An 18,677-nucleotide genomic window follows, 5' to 3' on the forward strand; every position below is an offset into this window, starting at 1 on the left:
GATTCGGACCTCTAGGTGGTGAATGTGCAAGCGCCTCGGATCAGTCCCTGAAGCATGGCAAGGGATGAGGCGCGGCCTTGGCTTCGAACGTTCGGTTGCCCGCTCATGGCAGATGGCTAAGCGGCGTGCGCTACGTCGGTCTGTATCCCCAAACGACAATCACCTCATCGCGCCAGCGCCAACAACGCATCCAGATCCAGACAGCCCTCGATGTGATCGGCGAGGTCATCGAGCGCAGACTCGATCCGCGCCTCGAAGTCGAGGCGCGCGGCCTGGGCGCCGACCTGTTCGAGCCAGTGGGCGCGGAAGGCGTCGGCAGCGAAGATCCCGTGCAGATAGCCACCCATGACCCGCCCGTCGGCGCTGATCGCGCCTTCCGGACGCACCCTGCCCAAGCTGTCTTCCAGCATCAGCCAGGGGCGCTCCAACCCGGGCCCGGTGGTGCGCCCCATGTGCATCTCGTAGCCGCGGATCGGGCAGCCGCTGCGGCGGTCACGTCCGGCGATCTCGGTCAGACGCTTGTCTGGGCCGATCTCGGTCTCGAGATCGAGCAGACCCAGCCCCGGGGTCTCGCCCGGCGCGCCCTCGAGCCCGAGCGGATCGCGCACCACACGCCCGAGCATCTGATATCCACCGCACAATCCGACCACCCGCCCGCCGCGCCGGACATGGGCCAGGATGTCGATATCCCAGCCCTCGCGCCGCAACACCTCTAGATCGGCGCGCGTGGCCTTGGAACCGGGCAGGATGACGACGTCGGTCGTGGCCGGGAGCGCTTGCCCGGATTCAAGCCAACGCAGATTGACCGCCGGCTCGGCGGACAATGGGTCCATGTCGTCGAAATTGGCCACGCGCGACAGACGCGGGATGACCACATTGAGCGTACCGCCCGTGGTCGCGGCCGGGCGTGCGAGCGCCAGCGAGTCCTCGGCAGGCAGACGCGAGGCGCCCTCAAACCAACGCACCACACCCAGAAAGGGCCAGCCGGTGATCGCGGTGATGGTGTGACAGGCCGGCTCGAACAGCGAAAAATCGCCGCGGAATTTGTTGACGATGTAGCCAACGACCCGGTCGCGGTCGGCCTGATCGAGCAGCCGCCAGGTGCCGACCAGGGCGGCCATGGTCCCCCCCTTGTCTAGGTCGCCGACCACCACCACCGGTACCCCCGCGCGCTCAGCAAAGTGCATATTGGTGATGTCACAGTGCCGCAGATAGATCTCGGCGCCGCTGCCCGCGCCCTCGACCAGCACCAGATCGGCCTCGGCGCACAGACGCTCGAAGGAATCGAGCACGGCGGGCATCAGCCCCTGGCGCATCTCGTGATAGACCCGCGCCGGACAGTTGCCGAGCACGCGCCCGCGCAGCACCACCTGTGACCCGACGTTGGTCTGGGGCTTTAAGAGCACCGGGTTCATGTGGATCGAGGGCGGAACCCTGCAGGCACGGGCCTGGAGTGCCTGGGCGCGCCCGATCTCGCCGCGCGGCGGTTCGCCATCGGGCCCGGGCGGCAGGTCGCTGTCGGCGGTCACGGCGGCGTTGTTGCTCATGTTCTGGGCCTTGAACGGGCGCACACTCAGACCGCGCTTGGTGTAGGCACGGCAGAGTCCGGCGACGAGCAGGCTCTTGCCGACGTCGGAGGCCGTGCCCTGGATCATCAGGGCGCGCGCGCGGCGCGGTCCGTGGCGGCCGAGTGACGGGAGTTCGAGACGGATGCTAGGGGCTGAATCTGTCATGCAGGGGGTCTCAAAACGACACGACCCGCATCCGTCGCGCAAACGAATACGGGCCGTGGCAGTTTGGTAGCCTGATGGGCAGGATCGCTGGCCGCTTAAGGGTCAGGCGACCTCGGCCCGCTGGGTCTCGGTCGCACGACTGGCGCGGGCGACCGCTTCCATCTGCTCTTCGGTCATCTGCTCGGTTCCACCGCCACAGGCCTTGGCGCTGGCGCGGGCGACTGCGGCCATCTGTTCCTCGGTCATCTGCTCGGTTCCACCGCCACAGGCCTTGGGGCTGCCGCCGGCGCAGGCCTGGGGCGCGGCGCCCACGGCGCTGACTACAGCCTGACGCTTGGCAGGCGGGGCCTTCTTCCAGGCGTTATGATCGGGCACCATGATCGGCCCCTTGGTCTTGTCGTATTCGAAGCGGATGAACTTTTTAAACAGCGGTCCCCAATAGTTCTGCTGACCGAGTTGATAGAAACGGCGCTGGAAGGCACTCCGCAAGAAGGCCTTGATACAACCGATCAGATATTTGCGCCGGAAGGGGTCGCGTACCCAGGGGTACTGGAACAGCATCCGCCTCATATAGAAGCGCCGATAATTGGACATAACGCCGTCGAGTAGCTCGGCGCGGTCGATGTTGTCCGGCTTCATGATCGGCGAGACGAAGTTGTATTTGGAATAGTCGAATACCTCGACCCGATCGCCCAGCTCGGCGAACATGTCCGAGAACGGCCAAGGGGTGTACATCGACCAGTTGGCCATGTCGGCGCCCCAGTCCATGACGTACTGATAGGTCTCTTCGAGCGTCTCGCGGGTCTCGTTCTCGAGCCCCACGATGAACTGAGCCTCGGTGACGATGCCGTTTTTCTGCAACAACTGCACCGCGCGTCGGTTCTGCTCGATCGTGGTCTCCTTGACGAAGCGGTCGAGATTGAGCTGGGCCGCCGCCTCGGTACCGAGCGAGACATGGACCAGACCGGCCTTGCGATAGAAGGGCAATAGGTCCTCGTCGCGCATGACGTCGGTGACGCGGGTGTTGATGCCCCAGTGGATGCCGAGCTTGCGATCGATGAGCTCCTGACAGAACTCGACGAACATCTTCTTGTTGATCTGGGGTTCCTCGTCGGCCAGGATAAAGAAGCCGACGCCATGGACCTTCACCAGCTCCTCGATCTCATCGACCATGCGCTTGGGGTTGCGCACCCGATAGTCGCGCCAGAACTTCCACTGCGAACAGAAGCTACAGGTAAAGGGGCAGCCGCGCGCCATGTTTGGGGTCGCGACCGGTACGCCGAGTGGGATGTAGATGTATTTCTTCCAATCGAGGATGCTCCAGTCCGGCCAGATCGAATCGACGTCCTTGATCGAGGGCTCGGCCTCGGTGGCGACCACCTTGCCCGAGTCGTCGCGAAAGGCGATGCCACGGATCGATGCGCGCGCCTCGGGCCAGCGCCCCTCATCGATACAGCGCACCAGATTCAAGGTGACGGCCTCGCCCTCGCCGCGCACGATGGCGTCGATCCAGGGCGCCTCCTTGAGGACCTGCTCGTACATGAAGGTACCGTGGATACCCCCGAGCACGGTGATGGCGTTTGGATGCTCTTCCTTGGCGATCTGCAGTACCCGCTGGGCGGCATAGATCATGGGCGTCATCGCCGTGGTCGCGATGATGTCGGGTCGGTCGGCACGGATGGCCGCGCGCAGCTGGTCATCATCGAGCTTGTCCACCAGACCATCGATGAATCGATAATCTTGATAGCCACCCGACTTCAGATAGCCCGCGATATAGGCGACCCAGGCCGGCGACCAATTGCCGGCGATGTCGGCGGCACCGGCGCTATAGTTGGGGTGGATAAAGAGGATTCGCATCGTCAGCTCCGGGTTTTCTCATGAAGGGTCGGTCACAGACGCCTCATTTGAGGACGGCGGCTCGGCCAGGGATAATGGAGAATGCGTCGGTCGTGGCGGGTCCGGCAACCCTGGACCGAGAAGGGCCTTGGGATACCATCGCACCAGTGCTTGGGACCGAATAGGGCTCAAGTTGATAATGTTACCAACGACGCGCCAGAATCGCCATGCTGGACTTGGCCCACACCGACGCGATGCACACTGATCGCGCGCCCACGAATGCGCCCGCCGACGATTCCGTCCGGGCGCCCATCGCCATCGCCATCGCATGAAACACTTGTATCTGATCGGCATGGGCCCAGGCGGCCCGGAGTATCTCACGATCCAGGCCATCGAGACCCTCAAACGGGTCGATGTCTTCTTTATGCTGGAAAAAGAAGGGCGCGGCAAGGAGGAGCTGCTCGAGAGGCGCCATGCCATCCTGAGACGGTATCTTGGCGACTCCGGCTACCGGGTGGTCACCGCGACCAGCCCGGAACGGCGTACCCTGCCGGGGGGATATCAAGAGACGGTCCGCGCCTGGCATGCAACCAAGCGCCAGCTCTTCGCCCAGTTGATCGATACCGAACTTCAGGACGGCCAAAATGGCGCCCTACTCCTCTGGGGCGATCCCACACTCTATGACCAGACCCTCAGCCTCATCGCCGAGCTGGCTGCGGCATCTGCGGGCACACTCGAGTTCGAGGTCATCCCGGGCATCACCTCGGTGCAGATGCTGACTGCCAAGCACAAAATCCCGCTCAATCGGGTGGGCGAAAGCATCCTTATCACCACCGGACGTCATGTCGAGCATTGTGACCCGTCCGCGATCGACAATGCGATCGTCATGCTCGATTACAACGCCTCGTTTCGGCGTTTCACCGGGCAGGACATGGACATCTATTGGGGTGGCTATCTCGGTTGTCCGGACGAGGTCCTGGTCTCCGGTCCGGTCGATGAGGTGCTTGATGCGCTGCTGGAGACCAAGGCGCGCGTCCGCGAGGAGAAGGGCTGGCTGCTCGACATCTATCTCTTGCGCCGGCGCCGGGCTTCGGATGACTGAGTGGCTTGACCTCAGCGTGGCACGACCGAAAACAGAAAACGCCGTTTGATCATCCACCAGATCATCGCGATCGTACCGAGTTGGAGCAGGGTGTTGACCCAAAACGAATCAAGGTCAGACAGTGGGCTGTTGTACAGGATCAACAATGCATAGACGTGCAGGGTGAACACATAGAGCGAGTTCTGGCCCAAGGGGATCAATAGCCAGCCGAGCGCGCGCTCGATCGGACGCCAGTAGCGGCTCAGAAGATGGTAGGCAACGATGAATGCCGCCGCATTGTTAAGCACACGCCCCAACCCCAAGGTGGTCTTCAAAAACCAGGTCCGATACAGCGCTTCGAAGGTCCGCGCCTCGATGAACCCGAACTGACCCCAAGGCCAAAACACTGGGTGAGGGTTGTTGTTAGCGAGAAACAGAAAACCAGCCAGCAGGACAGGGCCTAGATAGACCAGCCAGCGGCTCGCCGGGCCGGCGAGAAACTCCAGGGTGCGGTCGCGGTGGTACCCGATCACGAGCCCGTTAAAAAACAACAGCTGCCAGGTCAGGGTCGGAAAGGCATATTCATAGCGCGCGCCGGTCAGGTTGATCGGGAAGACATGATTCAGGGCATAGCCGCCCCAGCTCAGGAGCAACACGGCCCAGACCAAACGTCGCCTAAGCAGATAGAGGGCGAGCGGGGCGCAGACCAGGAGCACTACGTACAGACCAATGACCTGGAACTGATGAGGGCCGATCCGAAGCAATAGGATCTGGATCCCATAGTCCAACCAGCCGGTCCCCGGGGCTGGGTAGAGTGGAAACGTCCGGCCCGCCCCTGGGTTGGTCCAGTGCGTCAGCTCGAATACATTGACACCCGGCACCCAGCCGAGCAGCGCGATGCTGGCGATCACGAATAGATTTAGCCGGTAGAGCTGCCAGGCGCGCCGCCACAGCAGACGACTCGTCTCTGCCAGCCCATAGGACTCCATCCGGCGCCGATAGACCATCCCGACCACGACCCCGGACAAAAAGACGAACCCCTCTGCGCTCGAAATGAACCCGAGCCGACCCCAGGCAAGAAGACTCAGGGCCGAGGGCAGCTCCAGATGCACGATGATCAGATAGACCATGATCAGCCCGCGCAACAGATCGATGCGCAGATCGCGCTCCCCGGCAGAGGTCGGATAGGCGAGACTCGAGTACGGCATAGCGGGTCTCTTACCGGCGAAACAGACACCGATAATTGTCCGCCGTCACCTCGGCCAGACGCTCGACCTCGAGGCCGCGTAGCTCGGCAAGACAGCCGGCGACATATCCGAGATAGAGGGGTGTATTGGACCTGCCGCGATGCGGCACCGGGGCCAGATAGGGTGCATCAGTCTCGATCAGCAACCGATCGAGGGGTACCCGGCGCGCCACCTCGCGCAACGGCTCAGCCTTCTTGAAGGTGAGAATCCCGGAGAACGAGAGATAGAGACCGAGATCCAACCCGGCGCGTGCCGTCTCCCAGTCCTCGGTGAAACAATGCAGCACCCCGCCGACCGCCGCGGCGCCTTCCTCGCGCAACAGACGCAGGGTGTCGGCGCGCGCCGCGCGGGTATGGATGATCAAGGGCTTGCCGCAGGCGCGCGCTGCGGCGATCTGGATGCGAAAGCGTCTCTGCTGGACCGAGGCGTCCCCGTCTCCGAGCCGATAATAGTCAAGCCCAGTCTCACCGATGGCGACCACGCGCGGATCAGCGGCGAGCGCGAGCAGACGCTCGAGGCTCGGCTCCTCCCCGCCGCTCTCATTGGGGTGAACACCGACTGCGACATCGATCTCCGGGTAGGGATCGACCAGATCACGCATCGCTGGATAGGAATCGAGATCGATCCCGACACAGAGCATCCGCGCGATGCCTGACTCGGAACACGCGCGGATCAGAGCGGCAAAGTCCTGGTCATAGGGCCCGAGGTCCACCCGGTCGAGGTGGCAGTGCGAATCGATCAATCTGTTCATTGAAGCGAGAGATTCCTTAAAAAGAGCGCCCATGTCGGCAATGGAGCGGGCCCGTGCCGATTCGCCATCCTGCCGCGCAGGTTCAAGTCCTCGATCACCCGGGGGCAAAACCGCCGGGCGAGGTCGGTTGTGAACCTGTGCAGCGCATCCTGCCGGATGTTGGCGATGCGGGCATGGGGCCTTGCCCGCTTCGCGCGGGCCTTGGCACGGCGGGCCAGGCCCCTTGGCGTGCGCGATAGACGTCGTGACACGCGCTCGAGACCGGCAAGTGCGCAAAAAGGCAATTTCAATGGGGGCTATGCAAGCCCTTTCCGCCCAGAGGGGGAGGCGGGTTACTCGGGATACAGACCAGGCCCTGGGGATCGGTCGCGCAGCGACCAGCGACCTCACCGCGCGGTGTCTGAATCAGGCAGGCCGAACCTGAGGTCAGACCCAGACAGGCCACGAAGGCCTCGTGCGGTGGACGCGGCGGGCGTTCGGACTTACCCAGTGCGGATGGCGGCGGGGTGTCGCTGCTGAACGCCGTTCCACCCGGCTCGCTGGGCGACGAGCGTCCGCCTGGAGGGGGGCGATCTGGGACACAGACCCAGTCGCGACCCCGCTCCTGGCAGGTCCCCGTGATTGCATGGAGGCCGTCCTCGAAATAGCAGGTGGCTGAGGCGGCCTTGTAGAGACAGGCGTCGATGGCCGCGCGTGGCGGACCCGGCGGGGGTGCCGTGTCAGGCGGTCGCGGTAAATCCTCTGCACAACCCTGACCACAGACCACTAACCCCAGCACGCCAGCGAAAGCCACATGCCTGCGTCTGATCCAGTCCTGCTTTACCATCATCATATCTCAAGCCTCGACTGAGTCCTGACGGACCCGATAAGGATTGAGCGGCCCCGGGGCATACTCGTCCGGTTCGAACGGGATATAGGAACGCGCATGGAACTGATGGCAGACCTCGTCGGCGAAGAAGGCCCCGGTGCGGGTCAGACCGGCAAAGCGACCCTTGTCCTCGACCAGCCCCTCAGCGACGAGCTGGTCCCAGAGCTCGGGAAAGGCGTCTTCGAACGCGATCCCGGTCAGTTCAAGGTAGCGCGCCTTGTCGATGTCACGGTTTTTGAGTGGGAGCACTGCCGCCCAACGTTTTTGATCATCGAGGCCGCGTTTGAGACCGCGATTGACTGGCAGTCGGCCCGACTCGATCCGCCGATAATAGTCCTCGAAACTCTGGGTATTGAGCAGGAAGCGATCGCGCAGACTGCTGAAGGCGGTCAGGCCAAAGCCAACCTGATCATAGAGCTCACAACACTGATTGTGCGCATAGTGTGAGTATTTAGACGGGTCCTTGGAGAAGACCCGGCGCAGATTCTCGGTGTAGCCGTGTTCGGCCAGGATCTCGATCGCGGCCTCCTTCATGCGGATCGCCTCCTCGAACGCCGGCAGCTCCTGCGGACGGAGGCGGACGATTTTATCGATCGGGCCCTGGGCATCGCCATAGGCCTCGATCTTGAGCCGATAGAGCTGGATCTCATCCACCCCCAGGCGCGCCGCCTGGTCGATCATGCGCACCCAGCCGGCGAGCGTCTGGCCCGGATAGCCGAAGATGAACTCGATGTTGAGCTGGAAGCCATCGGCCTGGCAGGCCTCGATCGAGGCGAGCGCGGTTGCAACGTCGTGCGGACGGTGCATCTTGCGCAAGATCGCATCGTCGAGCGACTGCACACCGATGGTGAGCCGGTCGACACCATGCTCACGCAGGATGCGCCGGCGCTCGGCACCGTATCGGTCGGTCAGGGTGCCGGGATCGACGTCGAAGTTGAACTGGGTGACGTGCGAACAATCGACCCGCTCCTTGAAGCCGGTCAGCATCCGGTCGAGCTGTGCCGGGGTGAGTAGGGTCGGGGTGCCACCCCCGACCAGGATCGAGCGCGCCTGGAACCGCTCGATCCCAAGCCGCCGACGAAACAGGTCCATCTCGCGTTCGAGTGCGTCCAGATAGCGTTCGGTCTCGGGATGGGTTTTATCGCCGAACCTCCCGAACTTCACCGGATAGTGACAGAACAGACAGCGCTGCTCGCAGAACGGCAGGTGTAGATAGACATCGAACCGCCCATCGGGCGGAAGCACATAGTCGTCGAGCAGCGCCTCCTCGGTGGTCTCCGGATACATGGTGATCGGCGGATAATGGACCGAGGGGAAGAAATCGCCCGAGCGGACGATCAGCCCCAACTCGCGAAAGCGCGTGAAATCGCGGACCCGCGCCTCCAGGCGCTCGCGATGCGTGGCGATCCAGGTCTCTTCACTCTTGATGCTCATGTCATTCATCGCGCTCACCTCGATTCAAGTGGGGACGACCAGGCCTGCCCGGGCGGCGATGGCGCGCAGATGGTCGTCATTGGGGCGGTAGCGGGTCTCGTCATAGATCGGGAACAAATGTTGGAGCGACTGTGGCGTGCCATCGTGGACGGTGAGGGTGTTGGCACCGGCCATGAGCCCCAGATACTGACCATCGACCTTGAGTTTCTCAAGGGAGCTCGTGGTCGGCATGAGCGCATTCGGATTCAGGAGGCGCAGCAGGGCCATGAAGTTGAGCGTCGTCTCGACATCACCGGGCGGCTCGTGCGCATAGACGGTCCCATGACCCGGGATGAAGACCGAGGCGCTAACCATGTCCAGATCCAACTCGGTCAAGAAACGCAGATCGGCGACCAGGTCGTCTTCGGTTTGACCCGGTAGGCCAACGATGACGCCGCTGCCGACCATGAAACCCAGCTCGATCAGGTCGTCGAGACAGCGGCGCCGTTCACTCCAGGTGTCGTGCGGCTTGACGGTCTCATAGAGCGCGGGATTCGAGGTCTCGATCTTGAGCAGATAGCGATCGACACCGGCCTCGCGCATCTCCCGATATTGCTCACGGCTGAGATTGCCGATACAGCCGATCAGATGGATATCGGGCAGGCGATCCTTGATCCGGGCACAGGCACGGATGACGTTTGCGACGAAACGCCGGTCTTTGTTCTCGCCCGATTGCAAGAGCAGCACGCGCCGACCGCGCTCGCGATAGAGAAAGGCGGCGATCTCGACCAGGTCCTCGCTCGGGATGACATATTTTGGGGTGTCTTCACAACCGATGTTGCAATAGTTGCAACGCTGCTTGCAGATATTGGAGATCTCGATGACGCTGCGCACCTCGGCACGCCGGTCGGGAAACCCTTTGAGCCGCACCTCGCGGGCAATCTCAAACAGCGCCTCCTGCGTCTGACCACGTGCGTTCAGGGCGATCTTGACCGACTCGGCGAACGCCTCGCCGGCCTGGATCCGCGCGCAAAGCTCGCGGGCCTGGATGGACTCGACTGTCTTCATACGACGCAACACCTCGCTGGATGCGCACTAACCGAAAAACGTCCTGGCCGAGAGGATGGCGACACCCAAGACCCCAACTAGGCTCCCGATTAAGCGCTGGATGCTCGGTCTATCGCGATAGAACAGGACCATGATCAAGAGCACAAATAGCGGCTCGGTCGACAGCAATGTGTTGGCGATCGCCAGGGGTGTCAGCTTCATCGCCAGCAACGACAGGAAAAATCCGCCCAGGGTCACCAGTGTGGCGATCAGACAGAAGCGAAGCGCCAGACGCCAGTCGGCTAAGATCGGGGTCAACCAGTTACCACCGCGCCCGAGATAAAACAGGGGGGCGAACAGGAACAGAGACAAGACCCCACCTGCGATCCGCAGCCAGGTCGCGACGAGCGCATCGGACGTCTCCAACGCACCCTTGGCCAGGGTGACAGAGACGGCCATGGAGAGCACGGAGCCCAGACCGAACAACACGCCGCGCCGGGTCGCCCGCCCCTCGGTCCTTTCTGCCTCGCCCTCGGACGCCATCAGCACCACGGCCACGCCGAGGATCACCAACCCGACACCCAACCATTGTAGCCAAACCAATGACTCACCTAGAAAGACCACCGCCAGGGCGATGGTGACCACCTGACCCAGCAGCATGAGCTGCACGACCGTATGTGACGACAGCTCGCGCAAGGCCTTGAAGAAGAGGGTGTCGGCAACCCCGATCCCCAACACGCCGCTGAGGAAAAGCAGGGTGGCTGCCGTCCAGTTCGGGCCCAGGGGGCGGATCACGAGGATCAGCAAACCAAGCACAACCAATCCAAAAACGCCCTTGGCGAAGGCCAGCGCCGTAGCCGGCAGCCGCTCGGCAAAGGGTTTGAGCAGGATCGCGCCGACCGCCCAGGTCGCTGTCGAACCGAGCGCGGCAAGGATGCCGATCAGCTCTAGCGCCACGCCTGCACCACAACGATCCGGAAGCTGTAAGTCCAGCTAAGCCTTACTGTAGTCAAATCCAATTCAGGGATTCCATCACGGATTTTGACGTTTTCGGCGCCCATCCTAGGGCCCTGGAGCCAGGCGCTGGCGCAGCTCGTTCACGATCGAACCCACGGACTGGGTGATCGGCTCACCCATCTCGTTGGGCTCAACGATGAGCCGATCGGGCTGAGCGCTCAGTGCGTCGAGGATGGCCGAGGCCTCGGCCGTGCGCCCATCCTGGATGTATTGGCGGGCCAGATAGGTCTGGAGCGTTGGAATGGCGTCGATCCCCTGTTCGGTCACGACCTCGCTATAGGGCGAGGTACTGATGAGCGATTCATAGTACATCTCGACACTCTGGGTATTGCGGTTTCTAGCCGCATCAAGCGCCTGCTCGGCGACCGCCACGCTCGTGGCCCAGGACTCAGGATACTGGCTCATAAGACTGCTGAGCGCGGCCTCGCGCTCGGAGCGCTCAGCCTGGGTCTCATTGCCGCGCCTAGGACGGGCCTTTTGGCTAAGTTCGGTAATACGTTCGAAGTCGCTCGGTCCATAGGTCTCCAGATCACGCTGGCGCATCTGTTTGGCGCGCTCGCTAAGGCGCTGACGGTTCTCCTCGAAGCGCGCGCGCGTGGCGTACTGCTCGCTGATGGTCGCCAGCAAAGGCTCACCGCCAGGCGAGCTACTCAGGAATGGAGCCGCTGTTTCGAGCCCTGAAGCCCGCATGACGCGCGTGATTTGGGCAAGCTGGCGCTCCAATCCCTCGATGCGTCGCGCCTGTTCCTCGAGTGCGCGTTGAGTGCCCTGATCGACGGAGGTCCCGGAAGTGGCCATGGCGATCTTCTCGGTGGGCGCCATCTGGGGCGATCCGATCGGTTGGGCGCCGGTTACCTCAACGGAGGCGGTGCGTTCATGGATCGAGGACAGTTGCAATCCAATCGCCATGAGCGACAGGACCAGGGCACTCGCGCTCAGAATCAGTATCGATCGCTGGGAATTCATGATGGTTGAACCCTTCAATTATTCATCCGGCCCAAATCCCTTCCTTGGTCTTTTGGGGCAACGCCTAAGGCCGGTCCAGACCCGACCCTGGCTTAAGCGGTTTAATGGCCGCACCGGGGCATCCAGGCCCCGAGTGAACCCGGCCTGTTGAAGGGCCGGGTCAATAGAGGTGAAAACCCTGTATAGTCCGAGGACGCCGGGCACTCAGTGCGAGAACACCATGAGATAGCGCTGTGGAATCACAAGTTCACTGGATTCGAGTTTGAAACCATAGGCCTGCAACTGTGAGGCAATCAGTTCCTGGCGGATATAGGGGCCATGATAGGGCAATAGACCGGCCTGAACCGGCCCATTGTCTACGACCACCAAACGCCCATCGGGTTTCAGTGCCTTGTGGATGCTGGCGATCATGCCCTCACGCTCGGCCTGGGAAGAGACACCATAGAGGATGTGATAGAGCGAGCACATGAAGACCAGGTCGGCGGTGCCGGGCTCCGGGATCTCAAAGCCATCGACGGAAGAAACCGCGCCCTTAAGCTGCTTCAGCCCCCATTTGTTCGCCAAACCGTTAAGATAATCGATGTGTGACTCCTTGGTATCAAAGGCCAACACCTGGCCGGTCGGTCCAACACGCTCGGCGAACTTGAAGCTATAGAAACCCGGACCACTTCCGATGTCGACCACACGGTCACCGGCCTTGAGCGGCAGGCGCTCCATGATCTTCGGCGACTGTTCCCAGGTATCTCGGCGCGGGTTGTTGAAGAGGATGAAGTCCTCGAGCGCCTGACGGCGGATGATCCCGATCTCGCGCGCCTTTTCGTCGGTGGCGTCTTCGGTTGGAATCGCGGTCGTCTTCAGGTCCAGCTTGTATTTTCGAGCGACATAGAGCTTGAGATCGGCGTAGTCGTCCCGTGCCAGATAGGCGATGAACTCGGCTGCGAGCGGATCCCGGGTCAGTTCGCGTCGCTCGTCCTCGGTCGCAACCAGATACTGGGCGATCCATTGCAGCGCCGTGTATTCACCGCCGAAGTTTTCCTTTGGGATGAGGGTGTCGTAGATCCGGATCGCCTGGCGCGCCGCGTCCCTATCTTTCTCAGAGAGGGCCTTGAGCATCAGCCGTCCGGCGGCGATCCCGGACGGCGTGATGTCGAAGGAATCGAGACTTCCGATGTGGATCACCGAATTCGCATCCGTCACCCGAATCACATCCTGCCCAGGCATCCGGTCATAGACAGGCGGTTTGGGCGGCTGGGACATGCTCTTGCGCAGCACCAGAATGTAGCGATAGGGCGACAGATCCTCATTTAAGACCAGTTCGAAGCCATAGTGATAGAGCTGGGCCTGGACGAACTCGCGATCGACATAGGCATTGTGCAGCGAGCGGCCTTCGTCGTCGCGGTTGTCGAGCACGACCAGATAGCCGCCCGGGCGCAATGTCCGGTGCAGGGTCTCCATGAAGGCGTCGCGTTCGCTTGGCTGGCTCCAGGCATAGAGCACATGATAGAGCGAGGCGATGAAGACGAGATCGGTCGGCTCACGTACCACGATGTCGTTGGGCTTGGAGAGCACGGGTCGCACACCGGCGATGCCATAGCGATCGACGAAGGTCTTGAGCTGCTCGACATAGGTCTCCTCGGTATCAGCGGCATAGACGATCGCCTCCGGTCCCAGGGCCTCGGCGATCCGGGACGAGAAATAGCCGAAACCCGCGCCCAGGTCGATCACTCGCCTCACCTCGGGCTTAAGGCCGGCGAGGATCTCGACCACCCGTTCGGTCGCATCCCAGTGTGAGCGCATCGGGTTGTTGAACAAGAGCAGGTCTTCGAGAAAGGTGAGGCGATCCAGATGCGTCTCGGGGTCGCTCGGGGTGTAGTCGGCCACGCGATACTTGCGCTGGAGATATTCCTTGAGAGGCTTGGCCTCCTCACGGAGGAAGAAATCGAAATACGCCTGCTCCAGCTTGGACTCGGGACGGGCGGCCTCCAGACCGAGTTCGTTGGCTCGCAACCAGGCCCGCGCCAGCCAGATCAGGGCCGAGCTGTTCCCACCCAGAACCTCCTCGGATTGATGCGCCTTCAGATGTTCGATCGCTTGGTTGACTTGGGTCGGATCCTTGGTCATGAGTCCATCGAACAACCGCTGGGCAGAGACGCGGGCGGTCTCGGTGACCGGATTGGGGATGGCACCGACGCGCACCATAGAACGCTTGCCCGGCAGCGGTACCTCGAGGGTTGGTTCGGCAGCCAGCTGAGAATGAGCCACCAGCGTGATCATTAGCAATGACACCAGCACCAAAGACCGCATGACACATGACCCTCGCGGTGGAAAGGTTGACCAAGACAGGCCCCTCAGCGCCCCAGATCGCCCCGGGCGCCTTGGAAGTAATAACTGAGCTTGTCCGAAAGATTGAGATATTCGATCTGCTTTTCGGTCAGCTCGGAGCGATGCAGGCTCTCGCGAATTCCGATCCCCTCCTCGGTCAGATCCAACACCAGGGCCTCCTCGGCAGGGATCTCTTCGGAATAGACCAGCACATTGGGCTTGAGCAGGTCGTCAGCATTGATCGAGATGACCACGGCGATACGCGCGTCGTTCAGTCGCACCACGGTCCCAGGCGGATAGACGCCCAGGTTGGTGATGAAGGTCGTCAAGACCTTGGGATCGTAGCACTGACGTTCCTTGGAATACATGCGCGAGACGGCCTGATGCGGCGAGAGCGCACGTTCGCCGCCAAAGCCATTGCAGAGATTGTCGTAGCGGTTGACCACGGTCAGGATGCGCGTGAGCAGGCCGATGTCGTTGGCCCGCAGTCCTCCGGGATAACCGCTACCGTCCAGATGCTCATGATGTTTGGCGATGATCTCGATGACACCGACTGGAAGCGTGCCGATCTGGCGCGCGATCTCGGCACCATAGCGCGGATGCTGTTCATAGAAACGCCGCTCGGGTTCGGTGAGCGGGCCTTTTTTCATGAGGATCTGGGTCGGAATCTTTAAGTGACCCAGGTCATGAAAGAGTGCGCCCTGGCCGAGTAGGCGCAGCTGCACCTCGTCGAGCCCCAGCTTGCGTCCAAGCACCAGGGCCAGGGCCGAGACATTAATGGCATGGTGGTAGCTGTTCTCGTCCTGGTGCTTGAGATTGACCAGTTGCACAGTCGTCTCGGCATCCTCGATCAGTTCACCCACCATCCCATCGACCAGTTCATGGGCCTCCTCGGCGGCCTGGGCCGGCGCGGAACGCAGATGTGACATCAGCTTACGCGCCAGACTCACCTTCTGCATATAGCACTTGGCGCACTGATTCAGGCGTGAGCGGCGCTGCTTGAGGCGACGGATGCGTTCATTCTTCTCGGCCCAGAGTGTCGAACCGGGATCCTCGTCGGCCTCGGACGTCTCGGTCGCTTCAAGTGTCACAGTCTCGCCGAGTTCATCCTCGGAGAAGATATCGCTGCGATCCAGGTCGACCCTGACCTGATCGATATCGAGTTGGCGCAGGATGCGCAGCTGACGCTGATTGCGAATCTTAAAGCTGTTCGTCAAAAACGGATGGCTCATCCAGGGCAGATCGAGCATCACGAACAGCCCAATGCGTAGCTGGTGCTTGTCAAGCGTCTTTTCTTTCACGGATCAAACAGCATCCTGCCTGATAGGCGTGGATTGCGTGGGTTGTATGCGTGCCTCGGTTTCGCGATCCCGTCCGGGCGATCGGAGGAAGGTGGTTGGGGCGATTTTATAACGGCTCCATCCCTCCCTACCCTATCTCGTCCCATCACGCACGGCTTGATTCCGCGCGCGCCCGCTTGTAGCTTGCATCATCAAGCCGCATCCGGCATGACATGTCTCTTCAGGATCGAACCCCAGTGACCGACTACAAGCCCACACTCAATCTCCCCCAGACCGATTTTGCCATGAAGGCCAACCTTGCCCAGCGCGAACCCGAGATGCTCAGGCGCTGGGAGGCGCTCGACGTCTATGGCCGGATCCGCGCCGCGCGCGCCGGCGCACCGACCTTCATCCTGCACGACGGCCCACCCTATGCCAACGGCGAGATCCACATCGGTCACGCGGTCAACAAGGTCTTGAAGGACATCATCGTCAAGTCGCGCACCCTCGATGGTTTCGATGCCCCTTATGTACCGGGCTGGGACTGTCATGGCCTGCCGATCGAGTTGCAGGTCGAGAAGACACACGGCAAGCCCGGCCACAGGATCAGCGCCGCTGAGTTTCGGGTCGCCTGTCGCGACTATGCGGCCAAGCAGGTCGACAAGCAGCGCGCCGACTTCAAGCGCCTCGGCGTGCTCGCCGACTGGGGGCACCCCTATCTGACCATGGATTTCGGCTTCGAGGCCGAGATCATCCGCTCGCTCGGGCGCATCATCGCCAACGGGCACTTGCAGAAGGGTGAAAAGCCGGTGCACTGGTGCATCGACTGCGGTTCGGCGCTGGCCGAGGCCGAGGTCGAGTATGCCGACAAGTCATCAATCGCAATCGATGTGCGCTTTTCGGTGGTCGATCCGGCGCTCCTGGAACAGCGCTGTCATGGAAGTCCCACTGGCTGTGGGCAGGGGCCGGTCTCGGTCGTGATCTGGACCACCACGCCCTGGACATTGCCCGCCAACCAGGCGGTCGCGCTCAACCCGGAACTCGAATACGTGATCGTCGAGGCCGTCACCGAGCAGGGGCGCGAGCGGTTCCTGGTCGCCGAGGGGCTACTCAAGGACACCATGGACCGTTGGAGTGTCGAGGACTATCGGGTGGTCGGTTATGGGCGCGGCAGCGACTTCGAGGGGATCAGGCTGCGCCATCCCTTCTACGCGCGTGAGGTGCCGATCATCCTCGGCGAGCACGTGACCCTGGAGGCCGGGACCGGGGCGGTACACACCGCACCCGGTCATGGTCTGGAAGACTATCTCGTCGGACAACGCTATGGCCTGGCCGTCGACAATCCAGTCGGCGGCGACGGGCGTTTCCTACCCGGCACCCCGCTGTTTGCGGGTGAGAACGTGTTCCAGGCCAATGAGCACGTAGTCGAGGTGCTCAAGCAGCACGGGGCGCTGCTCTTGGAGACCCGCTTCACGCATAGCTACCCGCACTGCTGGCGCCACAAGACGCCGATCATCTTTCGCGCCACCCCGCAGTGGTTCATCAGTATGGACAAGCAGGGGTTGCGCGACACCGCCCTACGCGAGATCGAAAGGGTACGCTGGACGCCCGATTGGGGCCAGAGTCGCATCGAGGGCATGGTGCGCAACCGTCCCGACTGGTGCATCTCGCGCCAGCGCACCTGGGGAGTGCCGATCCCATTGTTCGTCCACAAGGAGACGGGTGAGCTGCACCCGCGCACCCTGGATCTGATCGAGCTGGTCGCCAAACGGGTCGAGAAGCACGGCATCGAGGCCTGGTTCGCGCTGGAGCCGGCCGATCTGCTCGCCGAGGAGGCCGCGCTCTACGACAAGGTGCATGACACACTCGACGTCTGGTTCGACTCGGGCGTGACCCATGCCTGCGTGCTCGAACGGCGCGCGGGACTCAGCACCCCGGCCGATCTCTATCTGGAAGGCTCGGATCAGCATCGCGGCTGGTTCCAGTCCTCGCTCATGACCTCGGTGGCCATGTATGGGCGCGCCCCCTACCGCCAGGTGCTCACCCATGGTTTCACGGTCGATGCCAAGGGCGAGAAGATGTCCAAGTCCAAGGGTAATGTGGTCAGCCCCCAGGAGGTGATGAAGACACTCGGCGCCGACATCATCCGGCTATGGGTGGCGGCGACCGACTATCGCGGCGAGATGAGCGTCTCCGACGAGATCCTCAAACGCACCTCAGACGCCTATCGGCGCATCCGCAATACGGCGCGCTTTCTACTGGCCAATCTCGCCGGCTTCGATCCAGCGCGCGATCTGGTCGCGCCCACCGTGATGATCGCACTCGACCGCTGGGCCGTTGATCGCGCGCACCGGCTGCAACAGGAGGTGATCGCCGCCTATCGCGACTATCAGTTCCATCTGATCTATCAGAAGGTGCAGCAGTTCTGCGTGGTCGACCTGGGCAGCTTCTATCTCGACGTCATCAAGGATCGCCAGTACACCACCCCGGCCGACAGTCTGCCGCGTCGCTCGTGCCAGACGGCGATGTATCACATCATCGAGGCCATGAGCCGGTGGCTCGCGCCCATCCTGAGCTTCACGGCGGACGAGATCTGGGCCGCGATTCCAGGTAAGCGTGCCGAGACCATCTTCACCGAGACCTGGTATGAGGGGCTATTTGCACTCGATGCCGGCGATCCGATGGATCGCGCCTTCTGGGATCAGGTGATCGGCGTGCGCCTGGCGGTCGGCCCAGCCCTGGAGACGGCGCGTAAGGCTGGGGCCATCGGTTCATCGCTCGACGCCGAGCTGGATCTGTATTGTTCAGATACACTGCTCGATAGGCTGGGCCGGCTCGATGACGAACTGCGCTTTGCGCTCATCGTCTCCGAAACGCGCCTGCACCCGCTGGCCGAAAGGCCCGAAGATGCTGTCGCAACCGAGCTGGATGGACTGGCGGTGCGTGTCAGCGCCTCCGCGCATGCCAAGTGCGTGCGTTGTTGGCACCATCGCGCCGATGTGGGCCTCAATCCGGAACATCCCGAACTCTGCGGACGCTGTGTCGTGAATGTCACTGGCAGCGGCGAGACGCGGCGTTTTGCGTAGAAGTAGATTTGCCTCACCCTGACCCACCAC

14 protein-coding genes are annotated in these 18,677 nt (G+C 62.3%); 2 read left to right on the plus strand and 12 right to left on the minus strand.

Annotation, left to right across the window (positions count from 1 at the left end):
- Positions 1-164: 164 nt before the first annotated feature.
- Positions 165-1,733, minus strand: coding sequence for a cobyric acid synthase (locus E6P07_RS07690; RefSeq protein ID WP_153975067.1), 1,569 nt, complete (start codon positions 1,731-1,733; stop codon positions 165-167).
- 102 nt (positions 1,734-1,835) lie between these two features.
- Positions 1,836-3,590 carry a magnesium-protoporphyrin IX monomethyl ester anaerobic oxidative cyclase gene (gene bchE / locus E6P07_RS07695; protein ID WP_246172782.1) on the minus strand — a complete coding sequence of 585 codons (1,755 nt, stop codon included), beginning with the start codon at positions 3,588-3,590 and terminating at the stop codon, positions 1,836-1,838.
- Positions 3,591-3,897: 307 nt separating this feature from the next.
- On the opposite strand from bchE, the gene cobF reads away from it, so the two are divergent.
- Entirely contained in the window at positions 3,898-4,671 is a 774-nt protein-coding gene (cobF, locus tag E6P07_RS07700) for a precorrin-6A synthase (deacetylating) (RefSeq protein WP_153975068.1), read from the plus strand.
- Between the two features lie 11 nt (positions 4,672-4,682).
- Here the strand turns inward: cobF and opgC are convergent, their stop codons facing one another.
- The 10 genes from opgC to E6P07_RS07750 all read right to left on the minus strand — a co-directional run bounded on the left by opgC (position 4,683) and on the right by E6P07_RS07750 (position 15,582).
- On the minus strand, positions 4,683-5,858 hold the full coding sequence (gene opgC, locus E6P07_RS07705; RefSeq protein WP_153975069.1) for an OpgC domain-containing protein: 1,176 nt from the start codon (positions 5,856-5,858) through the stop codon (positions 4,683-4,685).
- A gap of 10 nt (positions 5,859-5,868) precedes the next feature.
- Positions 5,869-6,648, minus strand: a complete 780-nt coding sequence (locus E6P07_RS07710) for a TatD family hydrolase (protein ID WP_153975070.1) — start codon at positions 6,646-6,648, stop codon at positions 5,869-5,871.
- A complete protein-coding gene (locus E6P07_RS14205) occupies positions 6,645-6,899 on the minus strand; it encodes a transposase (RefSeq protein ID WP_425505160.1) in 255 nt (84 codons plus the stop codon). Before E6P07_RS14205 ends, E6P07_RS07710 begins: the two co-directional genes overlap by 4 nt.
- Positions 6,900-6,934: 35 nt before the next feature.
- Positions 6,935-7,480: a hypothetical protein gene (locus E6P07_RS07720; protein WP_153975072.1), complete on the minus strand. Its 546-nt coding sequence runs from the start codon at positions 7,478-7,480 to the stop codon at positions 6,935-6,937.
- Between the two features lie 3 nt (positions 7,481-7,483).
- Complete coding sequence (locus tag E6P07_RS07725; RefSeq protein WP_246172783.1) at positions 7,484-8,950, minus strand: coproporphyrinogen-III oxidase family protein; 1,467 nt, start codon at positions 8,948-8,950, stop codon at positions 7,484-7,486.
- 24 nt (positions 8,951-8,974) lie between these two features.
- Positions 8,975-9,997 (minus strand): biotin synthase BioB, encoded by a 1,023-nt coding sequence (locus tag E6P07_RS07730; protein WP_153975074.1) that lies wholly within the window; start codon positions 9,995-9,997, stop codon positions 8,975-8,977.
- A gap of 27 nt (positions 9,998-10,024) precedes the next feature.
- On the minus strand, positions 10,025-10,933 hold the full coding sequence (locus E6P07_RS07735) for a DMT family transporter (protein WP_153975075.1): 909 nt from the start codon (positions 10,931-10,933) through the stop codon (positions 10,025-10,027).
- A 105-nt stretch (positions 10,934-11,038) separates the two neighbouring features.
- The gene (locus E6P07_RS07740) at positions 11,039-11,959 is read right to left on the minus strand and encodes a hypothetical protein (protein ID WP_153975076.1); all 921 of its coding nucleotides are present in this window, start codon (positions 11,957-11,959) and stop codon (positions 11,039-11,041) included.
- A 204-nt stretch (positions 11,960-12,163) separates the two neighbouring features.
- Positions 12,164-14,221: a methyltransferase domain-containing protein gene (locus E6P07_RS07745; RefSeq protein ID WP_162008618.1), complete on the minus strand. Its 2,058-nt coding sequence runs from the start codon at positions 14,219-14,221 to the stop codon at positions 12,164-12,166.
- An 86-nt stretch (positions 14,222-14,307) separates the two neighbouring features.
- Positions 14,308-15,582, minus strand: coding sequence for a cyclic di-GMP phosphodiesterase (locus tag E6P07_RS07750; protein WP_153975078.1), 1,275 nt, complete (start codon positions 15,580-15,582; stop codon positions 14,308-14,310).
- 236 nt (positions 15,583-15,818) lie between these two features.
- Between E6P07_RS07750 and ileS the strand changes: the two genes are divergently transcribed.
- A complete protein-coding gene (gene ileS / locus E6P07_RS07755) occupies positions 15,819-18,647 on the plus strand; it encodes an isoleucine--tRNA ligase (protein ID WP_153975079.1) in 2,829 nt (942 codons plus the stop codon).
- Positions 18,648-18,677: the final 30 nt, after the last annotated feature.

Source organism: Thermochromatium tepidum ATCC 43061 (assembly GCF_009664085.1).
GTDB classification, from domain to species: Bacteria; Pseudomonadota; Gammaproteobacteria; order Chromatiales; family Chromatiaceae; genus Thermochromatium; species Thermochromatium tepidum.